Below are 24,872 nucleotides of genomic sequence, written 5' to 3'. Positions count from 1 at the left end.
GTCTGGAAAGCAGCCTTCAGCACATTACCGGTGGTGCCGGTGGCACCGGCTACTTCACCGCCTGCATCGCCATTGCGGACCATCATACCGGCATAGTACAGGTTGTCATCGGCAGTTAGCAGCTTTCTGGCTTCGTCAGCAGTCATTCCTTTTGATTTACGCAGTTCAACAAAGTCTGCGATGTACTGATCAAGTTTGGGTGAGTCAGCCGGATTTAGCAGTTCCACACCAGCCAGATTGATCCCTTTAGCAGTGGCCTCGGCCTGAATCCTGGTAGGGTCACCAAGGATGACCAGCTTTGCAAGCCCTTCCTTGACGATCTTTTCTGCAGCAAAGAGCATCCGCTCATCATAGCTTTCCGGCAGCACCACGGTCTGCAGATTCTTTTTGGCCTTTTCCTTGATTTGGTCAACAAGATGCATCGTCCGTCCTCCTTTTGAAAATAAAACAAGTTTTTGCTAGATACCTGAACAAGCGTTTGTCGTCAACAAAAAAAGCCGCGAAAACGCGGCTTTTAGTGATGCTAAACAGTGTGCTGATTTGGCTAAGAGTTGAGCTTGTCCAGTACATCCTGCAAGGCCTTTTGAACGTTATCATTCTCCACCTGGCAGGTGCCAACCTGAAAGTGTCCACCCCCGCCGTTTTTCAACATCAGTGAACCGATATTGATCTTGGAACCGCGGTTGATAATGCTGTGTCCCACCGCAAAGACGGTGTTCTGCTGGTTAAGGCCCCACATGATACGGACAGAGGTCAGAACATCCGGGTAAAGACTGTATTCCACAAAACGGTTGCCGGTTGCAATCTCTTCAACGTTACGCAGATCAATGATCAGTACCTTGCCCTCAACCCTTGAATTTTGCTGAATCATCTGCTTGTAGACTGCCTCCTGCTCGTTATAGCGGGTAATCCGCTCCTTGACATCAGGGTTGGCCAGGATCTCTTCAATCTGCATGGTGCGGCACATCTCAATCAACTCTTCCATCAGTTGATAGTTGCTGATCCGGTAATCCTTGTAACGCCCCAGACCGGTGCGGGGATCCATCATGAAGGAGAGTAACAGCCAGCCCTGGGGGGTCAACACTTCATCAACGGTCAGGTCACCGGAGTCGGTCTTGTCCACCGCTATCATCATCGCTTCAATGCCGGGGAATTTGGCGGCACCACCGTAGTAATCATAGATCACTCTGGCACAGCTTTTAGCCCAACGGCTTTCACCCTTGAAGTCACAGTTAAATTTAAGTCGCTCATCCTCGCTCATATGGTGATCAAACCAGAGTCCGCAGCCCGGAATATAGGGGATGTTGGCGGCTATATCATTTTCAGTGGCTTCTATCTTGCCATCCTGCACATCCTTGGGGTGAACAAATTTGTATGACTCAATAATACCGGCATTTTTCAGCAGCACGGCACAGACCAGACCATCAAAATCAGAGCGGGTAATCAGTCGCATACAATCCTCCAGGATAGGTTGGTAACTGGTTGTAGACTATATCAGAACTTCACGCCCAGCGCATCTGCCACCGTATGAATATCTTTGTCACCCCGGCCTGACAGACAGACCACAATGGTCTGATCTTTGGGCATGGTGGGGGCCAGTTTAAGGGTATGGGCAATGGCGTGGGATGATTCAAGGGCCGGCATGATCCCTTCTTCTCTGGTCAGGCGCTGGAATGCTTCCAGTGCCTCATCATCAGTAATGGAGACATACTCTGCCCGGCCAGTGTCTTTCAGCCAGGCATGTTCCGGTCCCACACCGGGGTAGTCCAGACCGGCAGAGATGGAATGGGCATTGGCAACCTGGCCATGCTCATCTTGTAGCAGGTAGCTGCGCTGACCATGCAGGATACCGGGGCGACCTGCGCAGAGCGGTGCAGCATGGGCACCGCTGGCTATGCCATGACCGGCAGCTTCTACGCCGATCAGGCGGACAGCGGTATCCTTTAAGAAAGGGTAAAACAGCCCCATGGCGTTGCTGCCGCCACCAACGCAGGCCACCAGGGCATCCGGCAGGCGGCCTTCAACCTTCTTGTGCTGTTTTTTTGCCTCAGTACCGATGACTGACTGAAAATCACGCACCATCATCGGGTAGGGATGTGGGCCAGCAACGGTGCCGATTACATAGAAGGTGTTCCGGATATTGGTGACCCAGTCACGCAGCGCCTCGTTCATGGCATCCTTAAGGGTGGCGGTACCGGCAGTCACCGGATTAACCGTGGCTCCCAGCAGCTTCATCCGAAAGACGTTCAGGGCCTGACGCCGGATATCCTCCGACCCCATGAATACTTCACACTGCATGCCGAACAGGGCGGCGATGGTGGCGGTGGCTACACCGTGCTGGCCGGCACCGGTCTCGGCAATCACCCGCTCCTTTTTCATCCGCTTGGCCAGCAGTCCCTGGCCGATGGTGTTATTAACCTTGTGGGCGCCGGTGTGGTTCAGGTCTTCCCGTTTCAGGTAGATCTTGGCGCCACCCAACTGGCGGGTCAGCTTCTCGGCAAAGTAGAGTGGCGAAGGACGGCCCACGTATTCCCGCAGGTAGTACTGAAACTCCTGCTTGAACTCCTTGTCATTGCGGTAATGGGCATAGGCCTCTTCCAACTCCTTCAGGGCAGGCATCAGGGTTTCCGGCACATACCGGCCGCCGTGGATACCAAAATGGCCTCGTTTATCAGGTTGTTTCATGACTATAGACTTCCTTTGCATTGCGTATAAACGCTCGTACCTTATCGGCATCTTTCCTGCCAGGTGCAGATTCAACCCCACTGGATACATCAACCCCGTAGGGCCGTACCTGGCGGATCGCCTCTGCCACATTGTCCGGGGTCAGGCCACCTGCCAGTACAATCCGGTGACTGCGTGTGATCGCCTCGCGGGCAATCTCCCAGTTGAAGCTCATGCCGGTGCCACCATAGAAGGAGGGAGAATAAGCATCCAGCAGGCAGCCGGACAGTCGGTAGTCAGCGATTGGATCAAGACAGGTCAGGGAGCGGACCCGAAAGGCCTTCATGACCCGCTGTTCGATCTTCCTGCAGTAATCCGGTGTCTCATCACCATGTAACTGCACCAGTCCCAGTCTGCAGTTCCGGCTGACCTGATTGACAATTTCCGGGGCCTCGTTCACGAACAGTCCCACCGCCTGTACAAATGGTGGCAACAGGTTGATGATCCGGGCCGCCTCTTCCGGGAAGATGTGACGGGGGGATTCCTTGTAAAAGACAAACCCCAAGGCATCCGCACCGGCTTCAACAGCGGTCAGGGCGTCCTCGGGGGTTGTTATGCCGCAGATCTTGATTTTTACCATCGAATTTTAACACAGAGACACAGAGGCACAGAGAAAATCAAAAAGTTTTTCTGCAAAAAAGATCCTCCGTGTCTCCGTGCCTCCGTGTTTCGTGGAATTATTTTACAGGTTTACCTTCGGCAGATGCTTTAACGATTCCTGCACCATCTCTGCCGGATACTCATAGTCTTCCAGGTTGCCAGCCAGATAGTTGTCGTAAGCGGTCATATCCATGAAGCCGTGGCCGGACAGGTTGAACAGGATGGTCTTCTCCTTGCCCTCTTCCTTGGCCTGCAGCGCTTCATCAATGGCAGCCCGTATGGCGTGGGATGATTCCGGTGCCGGTACGATACCCTCTGTTTTGGCAAACAGAATTGCGCCTTCAAAGCAGCCGGTCTGCATTACCGCGCGAGCCTCAATCAGGCCGGCATTGTAGAGCTGTGATACCAGCGGTGATTCGCCGTGGTAGCGCAGGCCTCCGGCATGGATGCCTGGGGGCATGAAGTCATGGCCCAGGGTGTACATCTTGGCAATCGGTCCCAGCTTGGCGGTATCGCCGTAATCAAAGTCGTAGACACCTTTGGTCAGGGTAGGGCAGGAGGCTGGCTCTACCGCCAGGCAACGTACCGGCTTGCCTGCAGATTTATCAGCCAGGAACGGAAAGGCCAGGCCGGCAAAGTTGGAGCCACCGCCGCAGCAGGCGATCACCACATCAGGGTAATCCCCAACCATTTTCATCTGTTCAATCGCCTCCAGACCGATCACGCTCTGGTGCATGCAGACATGGTTCAGCACACTGCCCAGGGCATAGTTGGTATCACTATGGGTAGCAGCATCTTCCACCGCTTCGGAGATGGCCAGTCCCAGACTGCCGTTGGAGTCGGGATCAGCTGCCAAGGCTTCCCGCCCGGCATTGGTCTGATCCGAAGGTGACGGGTGTACGGTAGCCCCCCACATCTGCATCATGGACTTACGGTATGGTTTCTGGAAATAGGAAACCTTAACCATGTAGACCGTGCACTCAAGTCCAAACAGGCTGCAGGCCAGGGAGAGGGAACTGCCCCACTGTCCGGCGCCGGTTTCGGTGGCCAGACGCTTGATCCCGGCCTGCTTGTTGTAGAAGGCCTGGGGAATCGCTGAGTTAGGCTTGTGTGAACCGGCCGGAGAGACCCCTTCGTATTTGTAGTAGATCTTGGCTGGCGTACCCAACGCCTTTTCAAGACGGTGTGCCCGGAACATGGGGGAGGGCCGCCACATGGTATAGATATCACGAACCTGCTCAGGGATGTCGATCCAGCGTTGATTAGACATCTCCTGTTCAAGGATGGCAGGCGGGAAGATGGCCAGCAGCTCATCAGGGGTGACCGGCTCTCCGGTGCGGGGTGAAATAACCGGTGCCAGCGGACCTGGCAGGTCAGGGATGATGTTGTACCACTGCTTGGGGAGTTTGTCCTCAGGCAAAATAATCTTTGTCTGCATACCTTTTCTCCTATTCCAGATTGTCTTCTATTCTGATTAAACGGCTTTTTTCACTGATAAAGTCAAAACTGTCGATCTCAGCCAGGGCTGCACGGATGGCGCCTTCACGGGCCTCATGGGTCTTGATCACAATCGGCACCGCCTGGCCGCCGTTGTGACGGGCGGTCTGTACCATGGATTCAATGCTGATGCCGTTTTTGCCCAGCACGCCGGCAATGCCGGCCAGTACACCGGGCTGGTCCTGGGCGGTAAAGCGCAGCATGACGCTGGTGACGATCTCTTCCATCGGCTTAAGCGGCAGGGTGGTGATACTGCTGTCTAGAAAGCCCAGTGGCGCGGATCTACGATTCTGTACCCCGGCACAGATGCTGCGGGAAAGCGCTACCAGATCCCCTACAATGGCACTGGCAGTGGGGTTTTGGCCCGCTCCCCGGCCATAGAACAACACCGGTCCGACAAAGTCACCGGTCAGGTGGATGGCGTTAAAGACGCCGTTCACATCTGCCAACGGGTTGTGCAGCGGAATCATGGTGGGGTGAACCCGCACCTCCAGCTGACCGTCATCAGTCAGTTTGCCGATGGCCAGTAGCTTGATCCGGTAGCCGAACTGCTCGGCAAAGCGGATATCAATGCCTGAGATGGCGGTAATACCTTCAGTATGAATGGCGTTGAAATCGATCCTGGTGCCGAAGCAGAGTGAGGCCAGCACTGCCAGCTTGTGGGCGGTATCAACCCCTTCAATATCAAAGGTGGGGTCTGGTTCTGCATAGCCCAGCTCTTTGGCGCTTTGCAGCACATCGTTAAAGTCAGCACCTTCCTGGGTCATGCGGGTCAGGATGTAGTTGCAGGTGCCGTTCATGATGCCAAAAACCGAACTGAAGCGGTTACCGGACAGGTTGCCCTTGATGGCAGACAGAACCGGAATGCCGCCCCCTACCGCTGCTTCAAACTGAACCTCTACCCCTTTACGGGCAGCAGCTGCGTAGATCTCATCGCCATGCAGGGCCAGCAGCGCCTTGTTGGCGGTGACCACATGCTTGCCCGCTTCAATCGCCTTCAGCACAAAGCTCTTGGCAGGTTCGTAGCCGCCAATCAGTTCAATCACGATACTGATCTCGGAATCATTAAAGATGTCATTTACATCGGTGGTAAGCATGGCTGGATCAACGGTAACCCCGCGATCGCTGGTGATATCCAGATCAGCAATCCGCTTCAGGATAATGCCACGACCCACCTTCTGCTGTACCGTTTGTGCATTTTCCTGCAACAGCCGCACCACGCCGGCACCGATGTTGCCAAAGCCTATCAGTCCTACTTTGATATCACTCATGCTCTATTCACCCTGCTCCTCATCCTTGGGGCAGGCCTCCAGATCATCCAGGATACCGTTCACAAAGGCGGGAGATTCCTTGTCTCCGTACTTTTTGGCGATCTCGATCGCCTCGTTAATACTGACCTTCTTGGGGATATCCCGTTTGAACATCAGTTCATAGGCTGCCAGCCGCATAATGTTCAGGTCAACCCGCGGCATGCGGGTCAAGGCCCAGTTTTTTGAACGGGCAAGAATTGCCTGATCAATCGCCTCACGGTGCTCCATCACGCCTTGCACCAGCGTTTCGGCAAACTCCCGTGTCCGCTCTCCGGTTTCAACCCCTTCACGGAATCCCCGCAGGGTGTCCCGCAGGTTTCCTTGCAGGGTGTCCTGTGCGTACAACATCTGCAGCGCCAGCTCGCGTCCTTCGCGTCGAAGTCCCATACTATTTCAGCGCCTTAATGACGTTGACGGTCTCGATGGCGGTAACGGCTGCTTCAAAGCCCTTATTGCCCGCCTTGGTGCCAGCCCGCTCAACCGCCTGCTCAATGGTGTCAACCGTCAGGACTCCAAAAGCAACCGGAATGCCGCTGTCCAGGGAAACCGATGCAACCCCTTTTGAAACCTCTGAAGAAACATACTCAAAGTGCGGGGTGGAGCCGCGAATCACCGCGCCAAGGCAGATCACGGCATCAAATTTCCGGGATTCAGCCATGGTCTTGGCAGCCAGCGGGATCTCAAATGCACCGGGAATGCGAGCTACGGTAATGTCGGCCTCGCTGGCTCCGTGGCGTACCAGGGCATCAATCGCCCCCTCCAGTAAACGCTCACAGATAAAGCTGTTAAAACGGCTGACCACGATACCGAAGGTAAGGCCTTTGGCGTCAAGATTGCCCTCAATGAATTTAGGCATGGGATACTCCTGTAATAAATAATGGTGTCGTCTGTTTGAAAGTTTTTCCTATAGCATGTTTTGTTGCAGAGGGGCTAGCTTTTCATGCAAAGGGAGGAGTTTAGAGAAGTGCCAGCAGGCGGGACTTTGTCGCTTCTTCGATCAGACTTTCTTCAATCGCTTCCCGTACCCAGGGCTGGCGGGAGCGGATCAGTACCAGCGCGACCCCTTCCGCCACAGCCGGAATATCCGACCAGAGCGCATTACGCAGGGTATGCAGCTCATTGGGATCAGCTGTCCCGCCGGATGCCAGTTCACGGCAGCGTCTGCAGAGCAGGGCCAGTCCGGAAAGCTCCGGTTCATGATCCGGGGTATGGTCCCAGGGGCGCAGATCATCTTTGCTACTGCACCATTCGCAGCTGAATCTAGCCCGCTTGGCCAGTTCTTTACCGAGACGGTTGATCTCCGCCAGGCGTTCCTGGTTGGTGTTGTATCCTTTGGCCATGCAACGTTCCTTTACTGGCTCATCATCTTGAAAGCAGCAGGATTTTCACAGTACTTGAGCGCCTCTTCCGGGCTCACCTGCCTTGTCTTTACCAGGTTTGCCAACGAGATGTCCAGCGGTACAAATTCGTCAATGGACTGCTGGAAGAAGGTGCGGATCTGGTGGCATTTGTTTTCACGGATCATGTTCTTTATCCGGTTGGAGGTGGCCAGTTTTTCATAGGCCAGCACCCTTTTTGATTTGTCCCGTGATGGCAACAGGCGTTGCCCGATGCAGAGCAATAGCCCCTCAGCCAGTTGCGAACGGATCTGGTCCTGTTTTTCGCTGGGGCAGATCTCAATCACCCGTTCAATGGCGTTGGTGGTGGTATTGGCATGCAGGGTGCTGATCACCAGGTGTCCGGTGGACGCTGCCTGTACTGCGATCTCAAAGCTTTCGGCGTCCCGCATCTCGCCGATCACAATCACATCAGGTGCCTGCCTGAAGATATGTTTGAGCCCTTCCTTAAATGAGCGGGTGTCACGTCCCACCTCCCGCTGATTGATGTTGCTCATCTTGTGTTTGTGCAGGAACTCGATCGGATCTTCAATGGAAATGATATTGCACTTGCGCTTGGAGTTGATGGTGTCAAGAATGGCGGCAACAGTGGTACTCTTTCCATGTCCGGTTGGGCCGGCAATCAGAATCAGTCCTTCCGGCTGCAAGACATACTGATCGAGATCGGTACCGAAGCCCAGCGCTTCCAGTGATGGAACCGTATCATTGATGCTGCGTATAGCCAGAGAAATGGAGGAACGCTGGCGATAGGCATTGATCCTGAATCTGCCAATTTCCGGTTTAAGCAGGCCAAAATCAAGTTCTCCGGTTTGTTCGAATTCATTTTTCTGCTCATCGGTCATAACTTGTTGGGCAAACAGCTCAACCGCCTCTGGTGTCAGGTGTGGCAACGGCAGACGGACTACCTCGTTGTTGATCTTGAGACAAGGGGGCAGACCGGCTGAGATCAGCAGGTCTGATGCCTTGCGCTGGTACAGCGTGCGCAACAACTGCTCAATGGTGTAGGACTCCTCGGTACAGTTTTTTGATCGTGCATCAGACGCCACTTCAGAGCCGATCAACGGTCCCTGAAGTTTGCTCCCTTTACGGTTCAGATACCCGATGATGGCGTTGATCTGGGCATGTGGTGCAGCAATTGGCTGGATCTTTTTGCCCAGCGAAAATTCTAGCTCATTGACCGCTTCAATGTTGTTGGGGTCGGACATGGCAACAAAGATCAACTTGGGGGAAAACATGATCGGGATAGCCTTGAAGCGTTTCATCTGTTCCACGGAAACGGCATTGATCACGGTTGATTCAATAGAAACATTAAACAGATCAATGGAAGGGGTATGAAAGCATTCCTTCAGAAACAGCAGCAGTTGCTCTGTCGTGATATAGCCCAGTTGCAACAAAACAGAGCCCAGCTTGTCGTTAGACTGGCTCTGGCGTTTCAGGGCAATGGTCAACTGTTCCGGGGTGATGGTGTTTGATTGAATAAAGTAATCGCCGATCTTTGTTTCTTCATGTTGTGCCATCGTAGTATCTCTCCAGGCGGTTTGTTTACTGGTAAGGAGTAAACAGCGTACCGCAGATTGGAGTTTTCTCAAGTGCCTGGGATGAATAAATTGTAATTATTTTTAGGGTTGTTTTGTGGGCAGAGTACTTACGATAGAATTTCAACGCTACATCAATGCGAACCGGGTCACAATGCCGCTCTATTGTGCGTATTGTGACCCGGTTGGATGTTTCAAGTATGATACCCGTTATCGTTTTGCAACCGTATCAGTCGTCCTTGCGTGCCTCATACTGACTAATCACAATCAGCTGTCCCCAGGGCAGGGTGATAAGGGCAAACAGGCTGCCGATAATGCCGCCGACAAGAACGGAAAGCAGCCAGTTCACCAGATCTTTCTGTACCGTCTTGATGCTCCATTTCAAGGCATCCATCGGAGCCATGTTTTTGTCAATGACGGCATACATGCCGGGTGACAGGGCAAGCATTGCTACCGGTATGGCCAGCATCAGTATAAAGCCGAACAGCGCCCCCAGGATACCGATCAACTTACCCATGATGGTTGAGATGATAAACAGCACCACAAACGCGCCTAACGGGATTAAGAGGTACAGCAGCAGGTTTACAAAGCAGTCCCAGAAGTTGAATATATCGCCGACTTCCGGTTTTTTACCGGTTCTTTTGAAGGCGATAAGCGAGCGATTATAACCGGCGATAAAGCCGATGTTGGCGATCGGTACCCAGGCCACCAGACAGAAAACCAGGCTGGGTAAAATCAGATCCCCAAGGTTGTCCTTCCATAGATTGGTTGCATTGCTGAAGGCTGCTCCAAAATCTGCTGCTGGCTGATTCTGAACTGCTGTTCCGCACTGGGGACATTTGGTGCTACCGCTCGGAACCTGAGCCTTGCAGAACTGGCATTGCATGGTTACTACCTCCTCAAACCGTAATATCTGACGGCACACTGGCCATCAGTCTGTTTGTAGTCTACCACCCGAATCACAAACCACAAGTCGTGGTCATCAGAATCAGCGCACTTCCACCTGCCAAGGACTGCTTTCGCTGCGCAGGTGCGGACGGTACATCGGCCAGATGGCCGATGGCAGCGCCGTAACCGTGCCTTTCAGCTCCGGGTAGACCACAAAGCGGAATTCATGATTACCGCCCGGCAGGTAGCCGATGAACCAGGCCATCAGGGTATCGCGGCGTTCCTTGTGATCATACCAGCCCTGATAGTAGGCCTCGTTGGCGTAGCGTGGATCGCGGTCTGCCTGACGTACCTCAAACCCGGCCGGCAGATAATCCTCCAGAATCAGGTATTCCAGATCAGCCTTGTTTCTCACACTCAGCCGTACCTCCAGGTCTTCGCCAACCTGTACCGGCTCTCCCGGTTTCAGCGGCTGGTATTCATGGCGCCACTGGCCGTTTTTCTGCACGGAACTGATCCGGTAGATTGTGCGTTCAACCTGCAGACCATCGGCCTTGGCGATCTGCTCAACCGGCACCCGGTAGTTAAGACGGGCACTCAGGTAGGCGGTGCCGCTGGTGTTTGATTTTTCAAGCTGCAGGCTGTTACCGATGCTGTCAGCCGGTAGGGTCAGCGTGGCGCGACCGGCGGTCAGACGGCCTTTCTCTACGCTGTACCGCTCCACCTCTTTGTTGTTTAGCATCAGGCGGGCCGTGTAGCTGGCATCCAGTTCATGGCTGGCCGCCACAAAATCAGCCAGGGCACGCACACCGGCAGCCGAGGCCACCGTGGTCTGCCACCAGCCACCCCGCTGGTTGCGGGCCAGATAGCGGGCCAGGGCGGTTGTGGCAGGGTCTTCCGGCAGAATGCGGCTCATGGCAGAGAGCAGCGCTGCCGTTGATTCCATTGATGACCCGCCCCAACGCCAGCCGCCAGTGCCTTCAGGCAGCCAGGCCGCCTCACTGTCACGCTGCAAAAGAGTGGTCAGGCCCTGCAGGATGGCGATTGCCTGCTGCCGTTCGCCCCTGTTTTCCAACGCCTCGGCAACGGCTATCTTTGCCTCCGGAGGCAGGGTCTTCAGGCCATTGGTCAACCGTTTTTCAGTGGCCGGATGACTGCCGCCGTGGGCGGTCAGGGCACGGTACAGCACTGCGGCCTGTTCCGGTTTGGCGTTTTCCAGTTGTGCCTCAATGGCCTTTTTACCCCGCTGCAGCAGCGGCTCATCAACCGTGACCCCGGCCTGCCTGGCCGTGGCCAGTCCCTGCATGGCCAGAGCGGTCAGGTACGGGTTGATATGGTCGGTCTTCCACCAGCCCCAGCCGCCATCTTCATGCTGCAGATCAGCCAGACGCTGCAGCCCTTCTGCCACAATCCGGGGCAGTTTGGCCTGCAGGGATGGTGAGACATTCCGGCCCTGTCTGGTCAGCAGATGCTGGGCATAGACCGCCGGCACAAAGCGGGAAACGGTCTGTTCCACACAGCCGTAGGGGAAGGAGATCAGATACTCAAGGGCCGGAATCAGGCTTTCTGCCACGGTGGGGGAGAAGGTGACGCTGATGCTGCCGCTACCGGACAGCGCCTCAGCCGGTTGGGTCAGCAGTGCCTCGCCCTGGCCAGAGCGCAGGGAGAGTGCCGTTGCCTGTTCCCGTTGCAGGGCGCGGGCCAGTACCGGGAAGCTCATCTCAAGGGCATCCTTGCCTTCGCTACCGGCAGCGGTCAGCTTCAGCAGGGCCTGTCCGGGTTGCGTTGCGGTCACGGTAATGTTCTGACGCAGTGAACCACCCGCTGGCAGGTTGCCGGTAAAGCCGGTTTCGCCTGACAGGGTCAGGCCGGTGGCCTCAAAGCGCCCTTTAACCTGCTGTTCTTTATTGCTGGCATCGTTTAGCAAGCCCGGTATCTCCAGCCGGTCCTCAGCCACCATAAAGCGGGGTGGCGCCAGACGGGCCATGAACGGCAGACGGCTGATAAAGCTGGCCTGTCCGCTGCCAAACTGCTGCTCTGCGGTGTGGCCAACGGCGGTGGCACGCCACTTGGTCAGGTTATCCGGCAGTTGTGCCTCGGCAACCACCGTACCGTTGCTGTCGCTGGTCAGCATCGGCAGCCAGGCCGCCGTATCCCTGAACACCTTGCGAACCTTGATCCCCTTCAGGTCATCATCACCGGCCAGTTTGGCCAGATCCTTTGATGCGCCCCCCAGATAGAGCCGTGGGAAAGAGTAGATCGTGCGTACCAGATGGTCACGCCGCCCCCGGAAGAAACGGTAGATCTCCTCGCGGGTTTCCGGTGCCACGGCAAAGATCGCCTCATCCACCAGGGCCAGCGAGATTTCAGCCGCTACAGGCTTGCCTTCCGTCGTGCTGCTGATGACAATTTTTGCCGTATCGCCGGGGGCATACACCTCTTGCTGTGGCGTCACGATCAGGTCCAGTTTGCCCGGCTGGTACTCAACCTTTAACAGACCCTGCTGGTTATAAAAACGACCATTGGCGATGGTGCTGGCTGAAACATGGATGTTGGGCGCCAGCTCTTTGGTGACCGGAATCTCAACCACCTGCACCGCAGAGGTGATCGGAATTATCCGGCTTTGATGGATGCGGCGACCTTCCAGGGTCAGCAGCAGCGAGCCGCCCTGGGCCGGTGCCCGCAGGATCAGGCGGGCCTTTTCGCCCGGTTTGTAGCTCTTCTTGTCAAATTCCGCCTCCAGCTCGCGGTAACTACCGCCCCAGCTGCTGCCCTGCTCCCAGACCCAGGCATAGGTCTCGTTAAAACTGCGGCGCTTGCCTTCATCAAAGGTCTCGGCCCGCAACCGCCAGTAGTCAGAGGAGGGGAAACGGTAGCTAAGCCGGACAGCGCCGTCCTTACCGGTACGGTCACGCAGGGTGGTGGCGGTCTTCCAGTTGTAGGTGCGGCTCTTCTTGTCATAAAACTGCTGCTCAATGATCAGCGCTACCGGCGTATTGGGCTTGGCAACTCCCTGCCAGTCAGCCACCCGCAGGATAAAGCCGGACGGTTTGCCCGGCTGCAGCAGGTACTGCTCACCCTTGACCCGGATATCCAGCAGCGAAGGGACAATGGTCAGGCTGGTGGAGCCGGTTACCTGGCGGGAGGCAGGATCAGTTACATCTGCATCAATGGAATAACGGACCGGCTGATCATGGGTCTTGGCATTGATCTGGATCGTGGCCTCGCCGTTGGCATCCAGGGTGGCCTCGCCTTCGCCCACAAACTCATTGTAGCCGTCATAGGACAGCGACTCTTCGCCAAAACCCCCTCCTTCACGCTCACCCTGCAGCCAGGGCTGGCTGTAAACCCGCCAGACCACCTTGGCATTGGCCACTGGTGCACCAAAATAGTAACGGGCAGTCAGCTTCAGCGGAATCTGGTGACCGCCCAGTTCAAAGGGGTTGCTGGCCCGCAGCTTAACCTCAAACTCCGGCTTGCGATATTCCAGTACCTTAAAACTGCCCTGCCAGGTATCGGCGCCGCTGGTGGCAGCAATGCTGTATTCACCCAGCGTCGGGGTTGCAGGCAGGGTTAACTGGCCGTGGAACGAGCCCAGTGCCGAACTGGTCAGGGTATCCTCAAACACAGTCTTGTCGCCGGAATCGGTCACCTTGATGCTGATCTTGCCGGTGGGAGGTAGTTGATAGTCATCGCCGCCCTTCTTACGCATCACTCCTTTGTAGAAAACGGTCTGACTGGGCCGGTAGGCGGTCCGCTCGGTATAGAGGTAGCCCTTGATATCGCTGGCTTTTCTCTCGCCTTCTTCAGCGCCCAGGGTCAGCACTGCCAGGTTGCCCCCCAACCGCCCCACAACGCGGTTACCCTGATTTTTTCTATCCCAGTTCGTGGTGCCGTCCAGAGCGCTGAATGCAGCAGCCTTCTGCGGGGTGCTGCCGTACAGGGCCACCTTGGCAAGCGGCTTGCCGGTCTTGATATGCACCGCCTGCAGCAGGGTTGCATCTGGTGCGGTCTTGGCAATCAGCCCCAGATCCGTTGCGATAAAGGCAACCCGGGCAGTTGCTTCGTCCCCCTGCAACTGTACCAGATAGGCACCGCCCGACAGTGGCGGCAGTTTGAAGCGCGCCCGGTTGCGGTAGTCACTTTTTTGTGGCTTCAGGGCGATGGGGAAACTCTTGACCACCTTTAAACCGGCGCTATTGATCTCTTCCGGTTTGCTCAGGTTAACGCGGTTGGCAATGATCGACTCAGCCGGGATCTGATAAACAGTGACCTTGGCCCTGTCGGTCCAAAGACCATAGCTCCGCAGTGCAACCGGCTTGTTCGTCAGAATTACATCGCCGTACATCTCAATCTCAAGGCTGGGGGGACGGGTGGTTGCAACCAGCTGTACCTGCTGACGCTCCCCCTCCTGCAGGGTAATCTGCTGCTCGGTCCGCTCCATCCGTGAATCGGAAACCGCCAGGGTATAGCTGCCGGGGGGCAGCATCGGCAGCAGCAGTTTGCCGTTAGCATCAAGCTTGCCGTTGCGCCAGACGCTGCTGCCGTTCAGGGAAAGCGTTACCCCTTCAGCCGATGGCATATGCTTGTGGATGGCAAGTGTACCGCTGATCTCAAGCGTTGCGGCGCGGCGCACCACCATATCCCCCAACTGTTTTGTCTCTCCGGCAGCAGGCTGGGGATAGAAGGATTTATCCAGCACCCAGCCGGCCTGCTCAAGGATCAGGTCATGGCCGCGGCCATCAAGGTTGTCAAAGCGGAACCTGCCGGTGGCGTCGGTTGTCGTGCTGAACAGCCGGTCAACCGTCATCCTGAACCCGCCCAACGGCTTGCCGGTCCCATCCAGCAGCCGTCCGCTAATGGCGGCAGCCTTGTTTAACCAGGTCTTGGTCTCTTCCCTGGGCTGCCCCTCCAGATACAGGTAGTTGCGGGTGGTGCCCATGCCGGTTGCACTGGTCAGATACTGGTAGGTACCCTTGGGCAGGCTGGTAGTGGCGCTGCCATTGGTATCTGTCGTGGCCCTGGCAACCACCGTGGCCCGATCACTGTTCTGGCGGAACTCAATGGTTGCGCCGGGAATCGGCTTGTTGGTCTCCGCCGACAGTACCGTAATCTGCACCGGTATCGGGTTGTTTGATGCAGGGGCCGCAGACAGCGGGGCAGAGATCAGCAGGGACAGGATCAGGATGGACAGCAAGGTTAACAGGCGTTGCATAACAGACTCCTCTATGGGTGGCTGTGGTGTGGTTTTTGTTTTTTCGGTAACGGTGTGAGGCGGCGATCGGGTTCGCCTCCAAGATGCGATCTAAGTGTGAGTTGGAACTTAGTTTTTCTCTTCAGTTGTTAGAAAGAGTGACATAGGAGGTACTTTCAACCTTTCCACGAAATCACCGGATCTCTTCGGTGTTCCCCACCTTGCTTATGTAATATGATGTTAATACGTCTTTAGAAATCAGGTTGAATAGTTCTTGGAAGCGCTCTTTCAGTTCTTCCTTTGTGCAGCAAAAAAGTTGCCGGTCATTTTGTACGTGTGACCGGGCCAATTCAGAAACGACAATAGTCTTTCCATCCGTGACAAGACAATAGGAACATCCAGTCCATAGGGCATAGCTTTTTGCTTGATTTTTAGCTTTCACCAATTCTGTAGGCTTCTTAAATTTATCTTCACGCTTCGCTTCAACCGTAAGCAGTACTTGATTTTTTAAGCTCTCCACTTCGTTGTTGAACACGGCAAAATCAATTTCCAGAATTGTCTGCCTGGAGCCGTTTGCCGCAGTCACAGGCATAGCGTCGTAACGATCATCTTCGGAGTAGCCAAGCCTTGCCAGCAGCGGTATTATGAATTTTGTTTCAACTTCCTTTTCTGTTCTGAAATTCTTTGTCTTCACGGCATCAAACCAGCCATCACTATTCCAGCTATCAGGCATGACGTTTGAATCGTTTACTAAAGGGCTACTCGTTTTAGGTGTTCCTGCTGCAACTGAAAGATATATCCAATCTTCGTAACTTAGCTCCCATGTATTCCCCAATTTCATAATTGATGGGTTTGTCAATATGTCATATGAGCCCAGTAACTCTGCAATGTCAGTAGTGTTTTTCTCAGTTCTTCTAGTAAGGCCAAATTTATTTAGAAGAGTTTTTACCTTTAGTTTTTTTGTGCCGGTCTGGGTGGAAAGTAGTTCGTTTTTAAGGGTTTCGGCAACTCGAATTGCTTTTTCTGATGGTTGCATTTTTTCTCCTTTTAAGATTTGGGGAATATTAGGGACGCTTTCCGTGAGTTCTGGGGACAGTATACTAAAGCGTTTCGCAGCCTTACCTCGGCAACCGCATCAAAGTGTTGCCCCCAGAACGATAATAGCGCGGAGTACTGCATGCCGGTTTCTCGCCAGTTGCATCCATTTGGGCAGGCGGCTTGTTAAAATGGCGTTTAACGGATCTTTTACTTCACGAGGCAGTGTATGCCTGTCTTTAGCAGCAACATAGTCTTGCATTTACTTAAGATTCCGTGGGTTAAATGCCCATAGGGTATGCCCGCAGCAGGATGTCTGAAGCCAGAGCGACAGGTGAAAATAGGGATCAGCCGCATCACCCAGGGCATACTGACCCTCTGGCCAGTCACCGGCCTGTTGTGAAAAGAGTACACCTTTTTTGTCCGATGTCCACTGACGTACCAAACCACAGTGCAGACAGCTAAACCGTGGCGGCAACTCTTCTGTTGAAGGTTTGACGACTGCCTTTTTTGTGCAGCGGGGGCACACCACCAGGAATTCGTCGGTGAAGTCATGGATGGTACGCAACTCCTGCGGGGCACGGCTTTGGGGTGTGGTGGTAGTTAAGGTCATGGTGTCTGCGTTGTCATATTGGGTGGCGTCAACGATAAAGACAATCTTCTTGACGTTTATCGGGGCATCTTCAAAATCGTTTTCTTTGATTAAGCTCGTGGTCTCTTTTGTTCCAACAGTCGTTTCTCCAGCTCTTCCAGAGTTTGCAAATCCTCATTATCAGCAGCCAGGGCTTCTTCGGTTTTGCGTTTCTGCTCAAATTCTTCATATCGCTGTTCGGCGATTGCCTTGGCTACCTCGGCCTTTACTGTTCCGGCATGGGTCAAGAGCTCATGCTCATTGAACAACAGAAAGGCGTCAAGTTTTTCCGACCACTGTTCCATGGTAACGGTCTTGCGCTGTCGGGCCTGCCGTTCCGCATAGTCCAGATACATGGTGACAATCTCGTTAAGGTCTTTAATCTCGTCGCCCTGCAGATAGTTCTTGGCAATGGCCACATCCGGCTTGCGGACAATGGAACCCTGCCAGGAGGTCAGCCCCATGTTAGGTAGCTCCGCATTACTGCGCGACTCGATCAATTCTGCTGCGGTCTTGCCGGTAATAGCCCAGAGCATCTTATTCTGGACCTTCTTGAAAAATAACTGAGCCTGCCCGGAGCTTTTGTCATAATCAATGGCGGTGGTATAAATATCGCGGATTTTCTGGTAAAAACGCTTTTCTGATGCCCGGATATCCCGGATGCGGGCCAACCACTCGTCAAAATAGTCCCAGGTGTCGGCTTTTTTCAGCCGCTCATCATCCATGACAAAGCCTTTGATGATGTATTCTTTCAGAATGCTGCTAGCCCAGATGCGAAACTGGGTGGCACGCTTGGAGTTGACCCGATAGCCTACGGCGATGATGGCATCGAGATTGTAATAATCCTTGATGCGGGTTACCTGCCGCCCACCTTCGTTTTGAACTATTTCCATTTTGGAAACAGTTGCCTCCCGGCTCAATTCTTCTTCTTCATAGATATTAGTCAGGTGCTTGGAAATAGCAGGCACATTGACACCAAAAAGCTCCGCTATCGCTGCCTGGGGCATCCAAATGGTTTCATTCTGCAAGACAGTGTCAACTTTAATGTCACCGTTAGGAGTGGTGTAGAGGATGATGTGGGATTCAGTCATGCTGCAGATCCTTTGATAGACAAGCCTTTTTGTGCCTCTGGCCAATTACCGGGCTGTTGTGAAAAGAGTACACCTTTTTTGTCCGATGTCCACTGACGTACCAAACCACAGTGCAGGCAGCTAAACCGTGGCGATCGCTCTTCTGTTGAAGGTGTTACGTCTGCTTTCCGGCTGCAGCGGGGGCACACCACCAGGAATTCGTCGGTGAAGTCATGGATGGTACGTAACTCCTGCGGAGCACGGCTTTGGGCTGGTGTGGTCGTTAAGGTCATGGGTTGTAGTGCACATTTCTGGCGTGCTCTGCCTTGAGAAAATTTTCGGGCAGTACGTGAAACTGATATTGCGTTGACGATATTTTTGCCGATTTTGATTCGTTTTAACCATCCTCATTTGTTTTGAAATCCCGGGAATAGGTAACTGGTAATGGAATCTTTCTGCCGATCCTATGGCCCACTCCTGATCCACTCCGCCTTAAACCGATACAACCTGACCCCGCTGCTGCGCTGGTTCAGCCCCAGCCGTTGCAGGGCAGAACGCCAGGCATAGTGGGCGGTACGGGCTTCACCCGGTACAATGGCCACACCTCGGCCATCCGGTCCTTCTACCAGCAGTCCTTCATGCAGCGGATCAACCGTGCGCCAGTCACTGATCGGTTGGGGCGACTGCGGAAAGGTGATCTGGATTGTTGCTGCCTTCACCAGTTCCGGTGTCAGGCGGATGGCACGGGGGTCATTTTTCAGGGCCAGCCGGATGTTGTCGCTGATCTCTTCATGCAGGGTGGCATGGCGCGGCGTAAAGCTGCCAAAGCAGGCCATGACCTGACGTTTAACAAAAAAAGTCACAAAGCAGGCCCGCTGTTGGGCGGCAGCAGTGCTCGCGGGGGCAGGCGGCGCGTTAGCCTGATCCAGACGGCTGAGCATAACCTGCCGGGCGTACTGCAGCAGGGCGTCCTGATCAGTCCGCGCCAGCGGTTCAGCAGAGGCCGTCACTGCCAGCAGGCAGAACAGCAGGGCCAACAGTGAGTTCCGGCATCTCATCGGCCACCCCCTGCCACGACCCGGCTGGGGGCCGGATAGGTGTCCTGCGAGATCAGTTCATCCCGTACCTGTCCGCTTTCTTTGATGATCCGTCTGGTTTCAGTGGAAAAGCCGCTGGCTCCGGCCTGTTGCGGTGTGGCGCCGTTGCCGCTGACCACCACCGTATCCGGCACCAGTCTGGTGCGGGTGACGGTGATTTCGGCGCTGAACGGTTTTTCAACCGGTCCATAGAGCGAGGTGGTCAGGCGGTTCTGGTTAAGGACAATCCGCAACTGCAGCGGGTAGGGGAAGGGGTTTTTCAGCTTCAGGTCTTTGCGCCAGGAGGCGATGGTGGCATCCCGGCCCGGCGGTACATGACCCACGGTGCGGGAGTGGGGGTGCCGTTCCACCACCTGCATACCGGCCAGCAGTCCGGCGTTGTAGATGGTGGAGGCCAACTGGCAGATGCCGCCGCCGGGAATGTCCTCCAGCAGGCCGCTGGCGGTGATGATCGGAGCAGCGCGATAGCCTTTGCCGGTATCCCTGGCGCCGACCCGCTCGTTAAAGCTGAAGGTCTCACCCGGTGCAATGATAACCCGGTCAAGATCGCGGGCAGCGGTGGCGGCGTTGTGGCGTTGTTCACCCGAACGGAGTTGCAGCGAGGTGCTGAAGCCGCCCCAAATCTGGTTAAAGGCTTCATCAGCAGCGGAAACCGGCTGCCGGCTGAGGAGTAGCAGGAGCAGCAGGCATGTGGTCAGCAGGGGCTTCATGGTTGTGCAATCTGATATGAAAAGGCTTTGGGGATCATATAGATCCTTATAACACAAGTTAGATAAAACGCACGAAAACCTGATTGGAAAGTAGCATCCCCTGCCTGGTCAGGGCGATCTTTTCTGCGGTGCAGGTGAGCAGTCCGGCCTGCTGCAGCTGGGCGATTTCAGTTGCAAAGCGTTGTTCCATCCGTTCTCCAAACTGTTCTGCAAAACGGTCAAGGTTGATACCGTCTGCCATCCGCAATCCCAGAAAGATCGTCTCTGACAGGGCCTCTTCACGGCTTAGTTGCTGCTGGTCTTCGGCCGCAAGGCGATTATGCAGAATGGCGTCAGCCCAGGACTCGTAGGCGCTTTGGTTGCCCCAGCGCAGCCCGTTGCCCTGTTGCAGGAAGGAATGGGCACCAGGGCCGATCCCCAGATAACCATCCCGCTGCCAGTAGCCGCAGTTGTGTTGAGACCGGCAGCCGGGCCGGGCAAAGTTGGCGATCTCATAATGCTCATATCCGGCAGCCGTCAGGACGGTGTCGGCGGTCTCCAGCATGGTTGCGCTCTGGTCATCATCCGGCAGTTCAGCGGAACCATCAGGATAGCGGGTGGAAAAGGTGGTGCCTTCTTCAATGCTCAGACCATAGACGGAGAAGTGGTCTGGCAGCAGCGCCAGCGCCTCTTCCAGATCACTCTGCCAGTCGGTCTCAGTCTGTTGTGGCAGTCCGCAGATCAGGTCCAGGCCGATGCTGCTGAAGCCTGCCTGTTGTGCCAGCTGGAAGGCGCTACGGGTTTCATCGGCTGTATGACGTCTGCCCAGGGTCTGCAGCATCCGGTCGTTGAATGACTGTGCTCCCAGCGAAAGCCGGGTGACACCTGCCTGGTGGTAGCCGGTCAGCGAAGGCAGGCTGACGGTGCCGGGGTTGGCCTCCAGGCTGATCTCAATGCCGTTGGCATGGCCAAACAGTGTGCGTGAGGTGGCGATGAGACGATCAATCTGTGCAGGGTTGAGCAGGGAAGGGGTGCCACCGCCAAAGTAGAGCGAGCGGAGCGGTTGATTGTCGGGAAAGGCCGCTGCGGCAAGCTGCATCTCCTGTTGCAGTAGCTCGCAGGTCTGTTCCAGCTTTTCATGTTCAACGGGGCGTGAGCTGAAGGCACAGTAGCCGCATTTACTGAGACACCAGGGGATGTGCAGGTAAAGGCGCGAAAACATAGCTTGTTATGTATTAACCGGTTGCAACCGGCTGATTGAAGGGCTAGGATGCTGAAAATTATTACATGCGGGGATGGTTGTCATGAGATCAGGTCTGCTACTGTTGGTGTTCATACTGTTGTCCGGTGCGGCTTGGGCAGATATGCCCGGAGAGAAGCTGTTTCATCGCAAGTGTACCATGTGTCATATTGTCAAGGGACGGGGCGGGGCGATTGGGCCAGAGTTGACCAAGGTAGCTGTCCGCATGTCAGAGGCCCAACTGCAGGCGAAGATTGCCTATCCCAAGAAGTCACATCCCGGCAGTTCCATGCCTTCCTTTGCCACCCTTGAGGCTGGCGAGATGCAGTCGCTGATCAGCTATCTGAAAACCCTCAAGTAGATTCAGGGAGAGCAGCCTCACGCGTTTCTACGTGAGGCATTACGGTTGTAGCGGTTACTCCCGTTCGCAGCCTATCTCTGCCACCTCAATCTGTCTGGCATTACTGGACAGCTTCAAGATCAGCTTCTCTGCCAGCTCACGCTTGGCACGCCCCTGTACCAACGTTTCCTCGCCATGGAAAAGGGTCCGTCCATTAAAGCGGATCGCCTGGCTTTCATTCCCCGCAGCAACATAATTGTAACGAACATCGCAATAGTACCGAATCGGGCCGTTCAGATTGTCTGCGCCACGTAGCCGCATGGTGCCGTTCAGGATACACTCGTGTGGCTCTAAGCCGTCTTTACCACAGGTCAGTGACGGCATTGCAACCTGGATGCTGACCGGTTCTGCTGCCTGTAGCGGTGATACGGATAGTGTCAGAAAAACGCCTAAAGTTATTGCAATTCGAGAGATGAACGTTGTCATGGTTACCCCCTGATCGGCCAGCCGGTCTCAAAGCCTGCTGGGAAGAAGTTTTCTTTGGTACGGTTGTAGTAGCCAAACTGGAGGCGGGGAAATTCCTGCTTCAGTTCAACCAGCAGCTGATACATGCCGATCCCCCGTCCGGTGGCCTGCATCGCCTTGTTGTAGAGGTCAGGGTCAATGGAGAGGTTGCGCAGTTGCAGCATATCCACTCCGGTGTCAGCCACGAACCGTTTTAGTGCCTCTACTTCCTCTGGTGCATCGGTGACACCGGGGGAGATCAGATAGTTGATCATGGTGAAGCGTCCCGCCTGTTTGGACAGTTTGAGCGAACGGATGACATTGCTGAAACTATACCCTTTGGGGCGGTAGTACGCGTTGTAGCGTTCTTCGAGAACCGAGTTGAGGGAGAAACGGAAGGAGTCCATTCCAGCGTCAATCAGTTCCTGCACCCGTTCAGGCATGGAACCGTTGGAGTTGAAGTTGACGGTTCCCCAGCTGGTGGCGGCCTTCAGGCGGCGGGTTGCCTCGGCAATGGTGGAGGCCTGCATGATCGGGTCACCTTCACAGCCCTGGCCGTAGGAGACGATCGCCTGTTCTGCCTGCTCAAGATGGGGCAACGCTAGTTCCACAATTTCTTCCGGGGTGGGCACAAAGCTGATCCGGTCATGGTTGGAGGGGCAGCATTCTGAAGCCTGAAGTGAGATACAGCCCAGGCAGGCCGAATTGCAGACCGGCGAGGTGGGCAGTGGTGCCTCCCAGCGTTTGAAGAAGAGGTTTTTGGCGGCAAAGCAGTGGTAATCTATGGCACAGCGGGCCAGCTGCTCCAGTAGCCGGTTGTGGGGATTCTCGGCCAGCCGCTGCCGTACCAGCGGGTCCAGCAGCCGGTCATCGTAGTTTTCCGGGTTCCAGTTCTGATTGCTGTCTACTTTGGTGGCTGCCACCACAAAGCAGTCCCGTGCTTCATCCCAACCCACGGCAGTGTAGGACCAGAGCGGCAACACCACCTGTTTCTGTGCATAATCACAGGCAGGCAGAAGGGTACGGGCGTAGCCGGGTGCCATGAATGCTGATACTGCTTGTAGCTTGCCTCGTATTCCCGGTGCCTTTTCCACGGTGGTATACCGTTTGGCACGGCTGTCCCAGGCAATCGGCGGGGTGTTTGGAATGGTGAAGAGGCGGCTGCCTTCCGGCAGCGGGATCAATTCCATTGATTCCGGCAGTACCGCTTCAGGTCCGCTCATGCCGGCCATGGTCAGGTAGGGGTGATCGTAGATCTGTCCCTGGGGGTCGGCATAGACCAGTTTGGGGAGGGTTCGTTTCATGGCGCAGGAGCCCTGTAACCGGTTGCATTGCCGGTGCCGATACCAAACAGGCCGGCCAGGTTGAAGTTGACGGTCCAGGTGCGGTTGTTGGGGCGTTCCTGATAACCGACAATCATACTCCAGCACTGGTGCCGGTATTCGACAGCGTAGTTGTTTTCCAAAAGATCCCGCTTGTCAAACGAGTAGCGTGTGGTGGCGCTCAGGTAGATCGGGTTGGTCAGGGCAAGGGTGATGCCGGCCTCCATATAATTAACCTGGCGATCCACCATCCGGTAGCTGACCCGGGCAGTGTTGCCGCGCTGGTCGTTCAGTTCTGCACCACTGGCTGTGCTGGAGATGCGATGGTTATAGTGGCTGTAACGGATATCAGCTAATAACCTGAGATTTCGATGTGCCCAGGTTTCGCTCTCTAAAATCAGGTCGCTCCAGCGTCGTGAATCATCCAGCATGGTCAGCAGGTTGGGGCGGGTGCCGCTCAGGTTGTAGGCCTGTAACAGACGCAGGGTCTGCAGATTGCGATATTCAGCAGTTCCCTGTCCTGATTTCGCTATCCGGCCCCCAAGATGGCTGGCGAGGGACATGGTTACGGTTTCCTGGGCATTGGTGCGATCAAGCTGGTCAAAGACCGGCACCGTACTCTGATCCTTTTCACCAACATAGAGGTACGAGAGGCTGGGAACCAGCTCATGGCGTAACCGCTGCAGATCAAGGAATGAGGTGTCATAGATCCGGCTGAAGGAACTGCTGATCTCTGCTCCGGCCTTTGGTATGGCCACCAGCTGGTCGTCCTTGATGCCGGGGTCCGGTTTGTTGGTGTTGTAGCCCCGCAGCTGGAGGCTACCAAACAGGGACAGATTCAGCCGTCCGTTAAACAGGCTGTTGACCGAAGTGAGGCGTGGCTCTATCATCGCCCGTTGTCCATCCGCCCCTTTTTCCCGGTAGTAGTTGGTGGCCTGCAGGTCCAGGTCAAAGTAAAGGTTGGGGATGTAGGGGACCTTTTCGCGAACCCCGTACAGTGACAGTTCCGGTGCCCGCTGCAGGGTGGTGGTGTTGCTGCCGGAATAGAAATCCTGGGTATAGATGGTCTGGGCGCTGGTCAGCCAGTGATCCCAGAATTTGGTCAGTACGATCCGTGAATCATAATACTGGCGGTTATATTCGCCGCTTTTTTCGCCGTAATCACTCAGGTACGTCCGGTCGCTGGTGAGGTTCAGGCTGGTGATCAGGTTGAAGCTGTCTGAGAACTGTTCTTTGTGGAACTGGACCAGCTGACCCCGTTCCTTATTTTCGTTGTTATCATAAATCAGGTAACCACCCAGCGAGCCTTCGCTGGTGCGGCTTCGTAAATAGCGGTAATCAAGCCCCAGGCCGACTCCCCGTTTGGTCTGGACATCCAGATTGATCGTGGCTTCCTGTGAGGGGGATATGGCCCAGTAGTAGGGGGTGTCAACAAAAATGCCCCGCTTTGAAGATCTGCCGAACTTGGGGAACAGGAGGCCTGACTGGCGTTCACGTTTAACCGGCAGGATAATGTAGGGAAAATAGAAGACCGGGATATCCTTGACATAGAAGACCACGTTTTTGCCGGTGGCAAACTCCTCCAGGTTGACATCCAGCTCCGATGCGCCAAACTTCCAACTGGGGACAGCCGCGTCGCAGGTGGTCAGATCTCCGTTTCGCAAGGCATAGGAGTCATCACCCAGACGCGCCAACGGTTTGCCGTTAGCCCTGAAGTTGCCCTGAGTCATGAAAATCTGGCCGTTCTCCATTTCTGCCCGGCCGGTTTCCGTGTCCATCACCAGAAGATCACCCCAGAG

At 55.2% G+C, this 24,872-nt stretch carries 22 protein-coding genes; 1 reads left to right on the top strand and 21 read right to left on the bottom strand.

Translation table 11 applies throughout. The annotated features are described in order from the left end of the window. The 18 genes from OEL57_RS04035 to hemW all read right to left on the bottom strand — a co-directional run. On the bottom strand, nt 1–422 hold a 422-nt coding region (locus OEL57_RS04035; protein ID WP_300737403.1), incomplete at its 3' end, for a phosphate acyltransferase. 122 nt (nt 423–544) lie between these two features. Further along, on the bottom strand, nt 545–1,453 hold the full coding sequence (locus OEL57_RS04030) for an exopolyphosphatase (protein WP_300737401.1): 909 nt from the start codon (nt 1,451–1,453) through the stop codon (nt 545–547). A gap of 41 nt (nt 1,454–1,494) precedes the next feature. Next, nucleotides 1,495–2,685 carry a tryptophan synthase subunit beta gene (gene trpB / locus OEL57_RS04025; protein ID WP_300737398.1) on the bottom strand — a complete coding sequence of 397 codons (1,191 nt, stop codon included), beginning with the start codon at nt 2,683–2,685 and terminating at the stop codon, nt 1,495–1,497. After that, nucleotides 2,672–3,304: a phosphoribosylanthranilate isomerase gene (locus OEL57_RS04020; RefSeq protein WP_300737396.1), complete on the bottom strand. Its 633-nt coding sequence runs from the start codon at nt 3,302–3,304 to the stop codon at nt 2,672–2,674. The genes trpB and OEL57_RS04020 overlap by 14 nt, the downstream gene beginning before the upstream one ends. A 102-nt stretch (nt 3,305–3,406) precedes the next feature. After that, nucleotides 3,407–4,762: a TrpB-like pyridoxal phosphate-dependent enzyme gene (locus OEL57_RS04015; protein WP_300737394.1), complete on the bottom strand. Its 1,356-nt coding sequence runs from the start codon at nt 4,760–4,762 to the stop codon at nt 3,407–3,409. 10 nt (nt 4,763–4,772) lie between these two features. Then, complete coding sequence (locus OEL57_RS04010) at nt 4,773–6,092, bottom strand: homoserine dehydrogenase (RefSeq protein ID WP_300737392.1); 1,320 nt, start codon at nt 6,090–6,092, stop codon at nt 4,773–4,775. 3 nt (nt 6,093–6,095) lie between these two features. Next, nucleotides 6,096–6,518: a transcription antitermination factor NusB gene (gene nusB, locus OEL57_RS04005; RefSeq protein WP_300737390.1), complete on the bottom strand. Its 423-nt coding sequence runs from the start codon at nt 6,516–6,518 to the stop codon at nt 6,096–6,098. 1 nt (nt 6,519) lies between these two features. Beyond that, nucleotides 6,520–6,987, bottom strand: a complete 468-nt coding sequence (ribE, locus tag OEL57_RS04000) for a 6,7-dimethyl-8-ribityllumazine synthase (RefSeq protein ID WP_300737387.1) — start codon at nt 6,985–6,987, stop codon at nt 6,520–6,522. Between the two features lie 100 nt (nt 6,988–7,087). Further along, complete coding sequence (locus OEL57_RS03995; protein ID WP_300737385.1) at nt 7,088–7,471, bottom strand: hypothetical protein; 384 nt, start codon at nt 7,469–7,471, stop codon at nt 7,088–7,090. An 11-nt stretch (nt 7,472–7,482) separates the two neighbouring features. Beyond that, nucleotides 7,483–9,045, bottom strand: coding sequence for a PilT/PilU family type 4a pilus ATPase (locus OEL57_RS03990; RefSeq protein ID WP_300737383.1), 1,563 nt, complete (start codon nt 9,043–9,045; stop codon nt 7,483–7,485). 247 nt (nt 9,046–9,292) lie between these two features. Further along, complete coding sequence (locus tag OEL57_RS03985; protein ID WP_300737380.1) at nt 9,293–9,949, bottom strand: zinc ribbon domain-containing protein; 657 nt, start codon at nt 9,947–9,949, stop codon at nt 9,293–9,295. Nucleotides 9,950–10,051: 102 nt separating this feature from the next. After that, nucleotides 10,052–15,166: a carboxypeptidase regulatory-like domain-containing protein gene (locus OEL57_RS03980; protein ID WP_300737378.1), complete on the bottom strand. Its 5,115-nt coding sequence runs from the start codon at nt 15,164–15,166 to the stop codon at nt 10,052–10,054. 172 nt (nt 15,167–15,338) lie between these two features. Then, the gene (locus OEL57_RS03975) at nt 15,339–16,181 is read right to left on the bottom strand and encodes a type I restriction enzyme HsdR N-terminal domain-containing protein (RefSeq protein ID WP_300737375.1); all 843 of its coding nucleotides are present in this window, start codon (nt 16,179–16,181) and stop codon (nt 15,339–15,341) included. A 261-nt stretch (nt 16,182–16,442) separates the two neighbouring features. Continuing rightward, a complete protein-coding gene (locus tag OEL57_RS03970) occupies nt 16,443–16,793 on the bottom strand; it encodes a hypothetical protein (protein ID WP_300737372.1) in 351 nt (116 codons plus the stop codon). A gap of 89 nt (nt 16,794–16,882) precedes the next feature. Continuing rightward, entirely contained in the window at nt 16,883–17,902 is a 1,020-nt protein-coding gene (locus tag OEL57_RS03965) for a virulence RhuM family protein (protein WP_300737369.1), read from the bottom strand. A 443-nt stretch (nt 17,903–18,345) separates the two neighbouring features. Then, complete coding sequence (locus OEL57_RS03960) at nt 18,346–18,939, bottom strand: AMMECR1 domain-containing protein (RefSeq protein WP_300737367.1); 594 nt, start codon at nt 18,937–18,939, stop codon at nt 18,346–18,348. Beyond that, nucleotides 18,936–19,688, bottom strand: coding sequence for a VanW family protein (locus tag OEL57_RS03955; protein ID WP_300737364.1), 753 nt, complete (start codon nt 19,686–19,688; stop codon nt 18,936–18,938). The genes OEL57_RS03960 and OEL57_RS03955 overlap by 4 nt, the downstream gene beginning before the upstream one ends. 58 nt (nt 19,689–19,746) lie before the next feature. After that, nucleotides 19,747–20,889, bottom strand: a complete 1,143-nt coding sequence (gene hemW / locus OEL57_RS03950) for a radical SAM family heme chaperone HemW (RefSeq protein ID WP_300737362.1) — start codon at nt 20,887–20,889, stop codon at nt 19,747–19,749. 82 nt (nt 20,890–20,971) lie between these two features. Between hemW and OEL57_RS03945 the strand changes: the two genes are divergently transcribed. Beyond that, nucleotides 20,972–21,268 (top strand): c-type cytochrome, encoded by a 297-nt coding sequence (locus OEL57_RS03945; RefSeq protein WP_300737360.1) that lies wholly within the window; start codon nt 20,972–20,974, stop codon nt 21,266–21,268. A gap of 54 nt (nt 21,269–21,322) precedes the next feature. Here the strand turns inward: OEL57_RS03945 and OEL57_RS03940 are convergent, their stop codons facing one another. The 3 genes from OEL57_RS03940 to OEL57_RS03930 all read right to left on the bottom strand — a co-directional run. After that, nucleotides 21,323–21,733, bottom strand: coding sequence for a hypothetical protein (locus tag OEL57_RS03940; protein ID WP_300737358.1), 411 nt, complete (start codon nt 21,731–21,733; stop codon nt 21,323–21,325). Nucleotides 21,734–21,735: 2 nt separating this feature from the next. Beyond that, nucleotides 21,736–23,055: a radical SAM protein gene (locus OEL57_RS03935; RefSeq protein WP_300737354.1), complete on the bottom strand. Its 1,320-nt coding sequence runs from the start codon at nt 23,053–23,055 to the stop codon at nt 21,736–21,738. After that, a partial coding sequence (locus OEL57_RS03930) for an LPS-assembly protein LptD (RefSeq protein WP_300737350.1) occupies nt 23,052–24,872 on the bottom strand: 1,821 nt, incomplete at its 5' end. The genes OEL57_RS03930 and OEL57_RS03935, both read right to left, overlap by 4 nt.

Origin of the sequence: Trichlorobacter sp. (assembly GCF_030247655.1) — a bacterium.
GTDB lineage: Bacteria > Desulfobacterota > Desulfuromonadia > Geobacterales > Pseudopelobacteraceae > Trichlorobacter.
The sequence above is the reverse complement of the archived record's forward strand: the minus strand, read 5'-3'. Positions and strand labels throughout refer to the sequence as shown.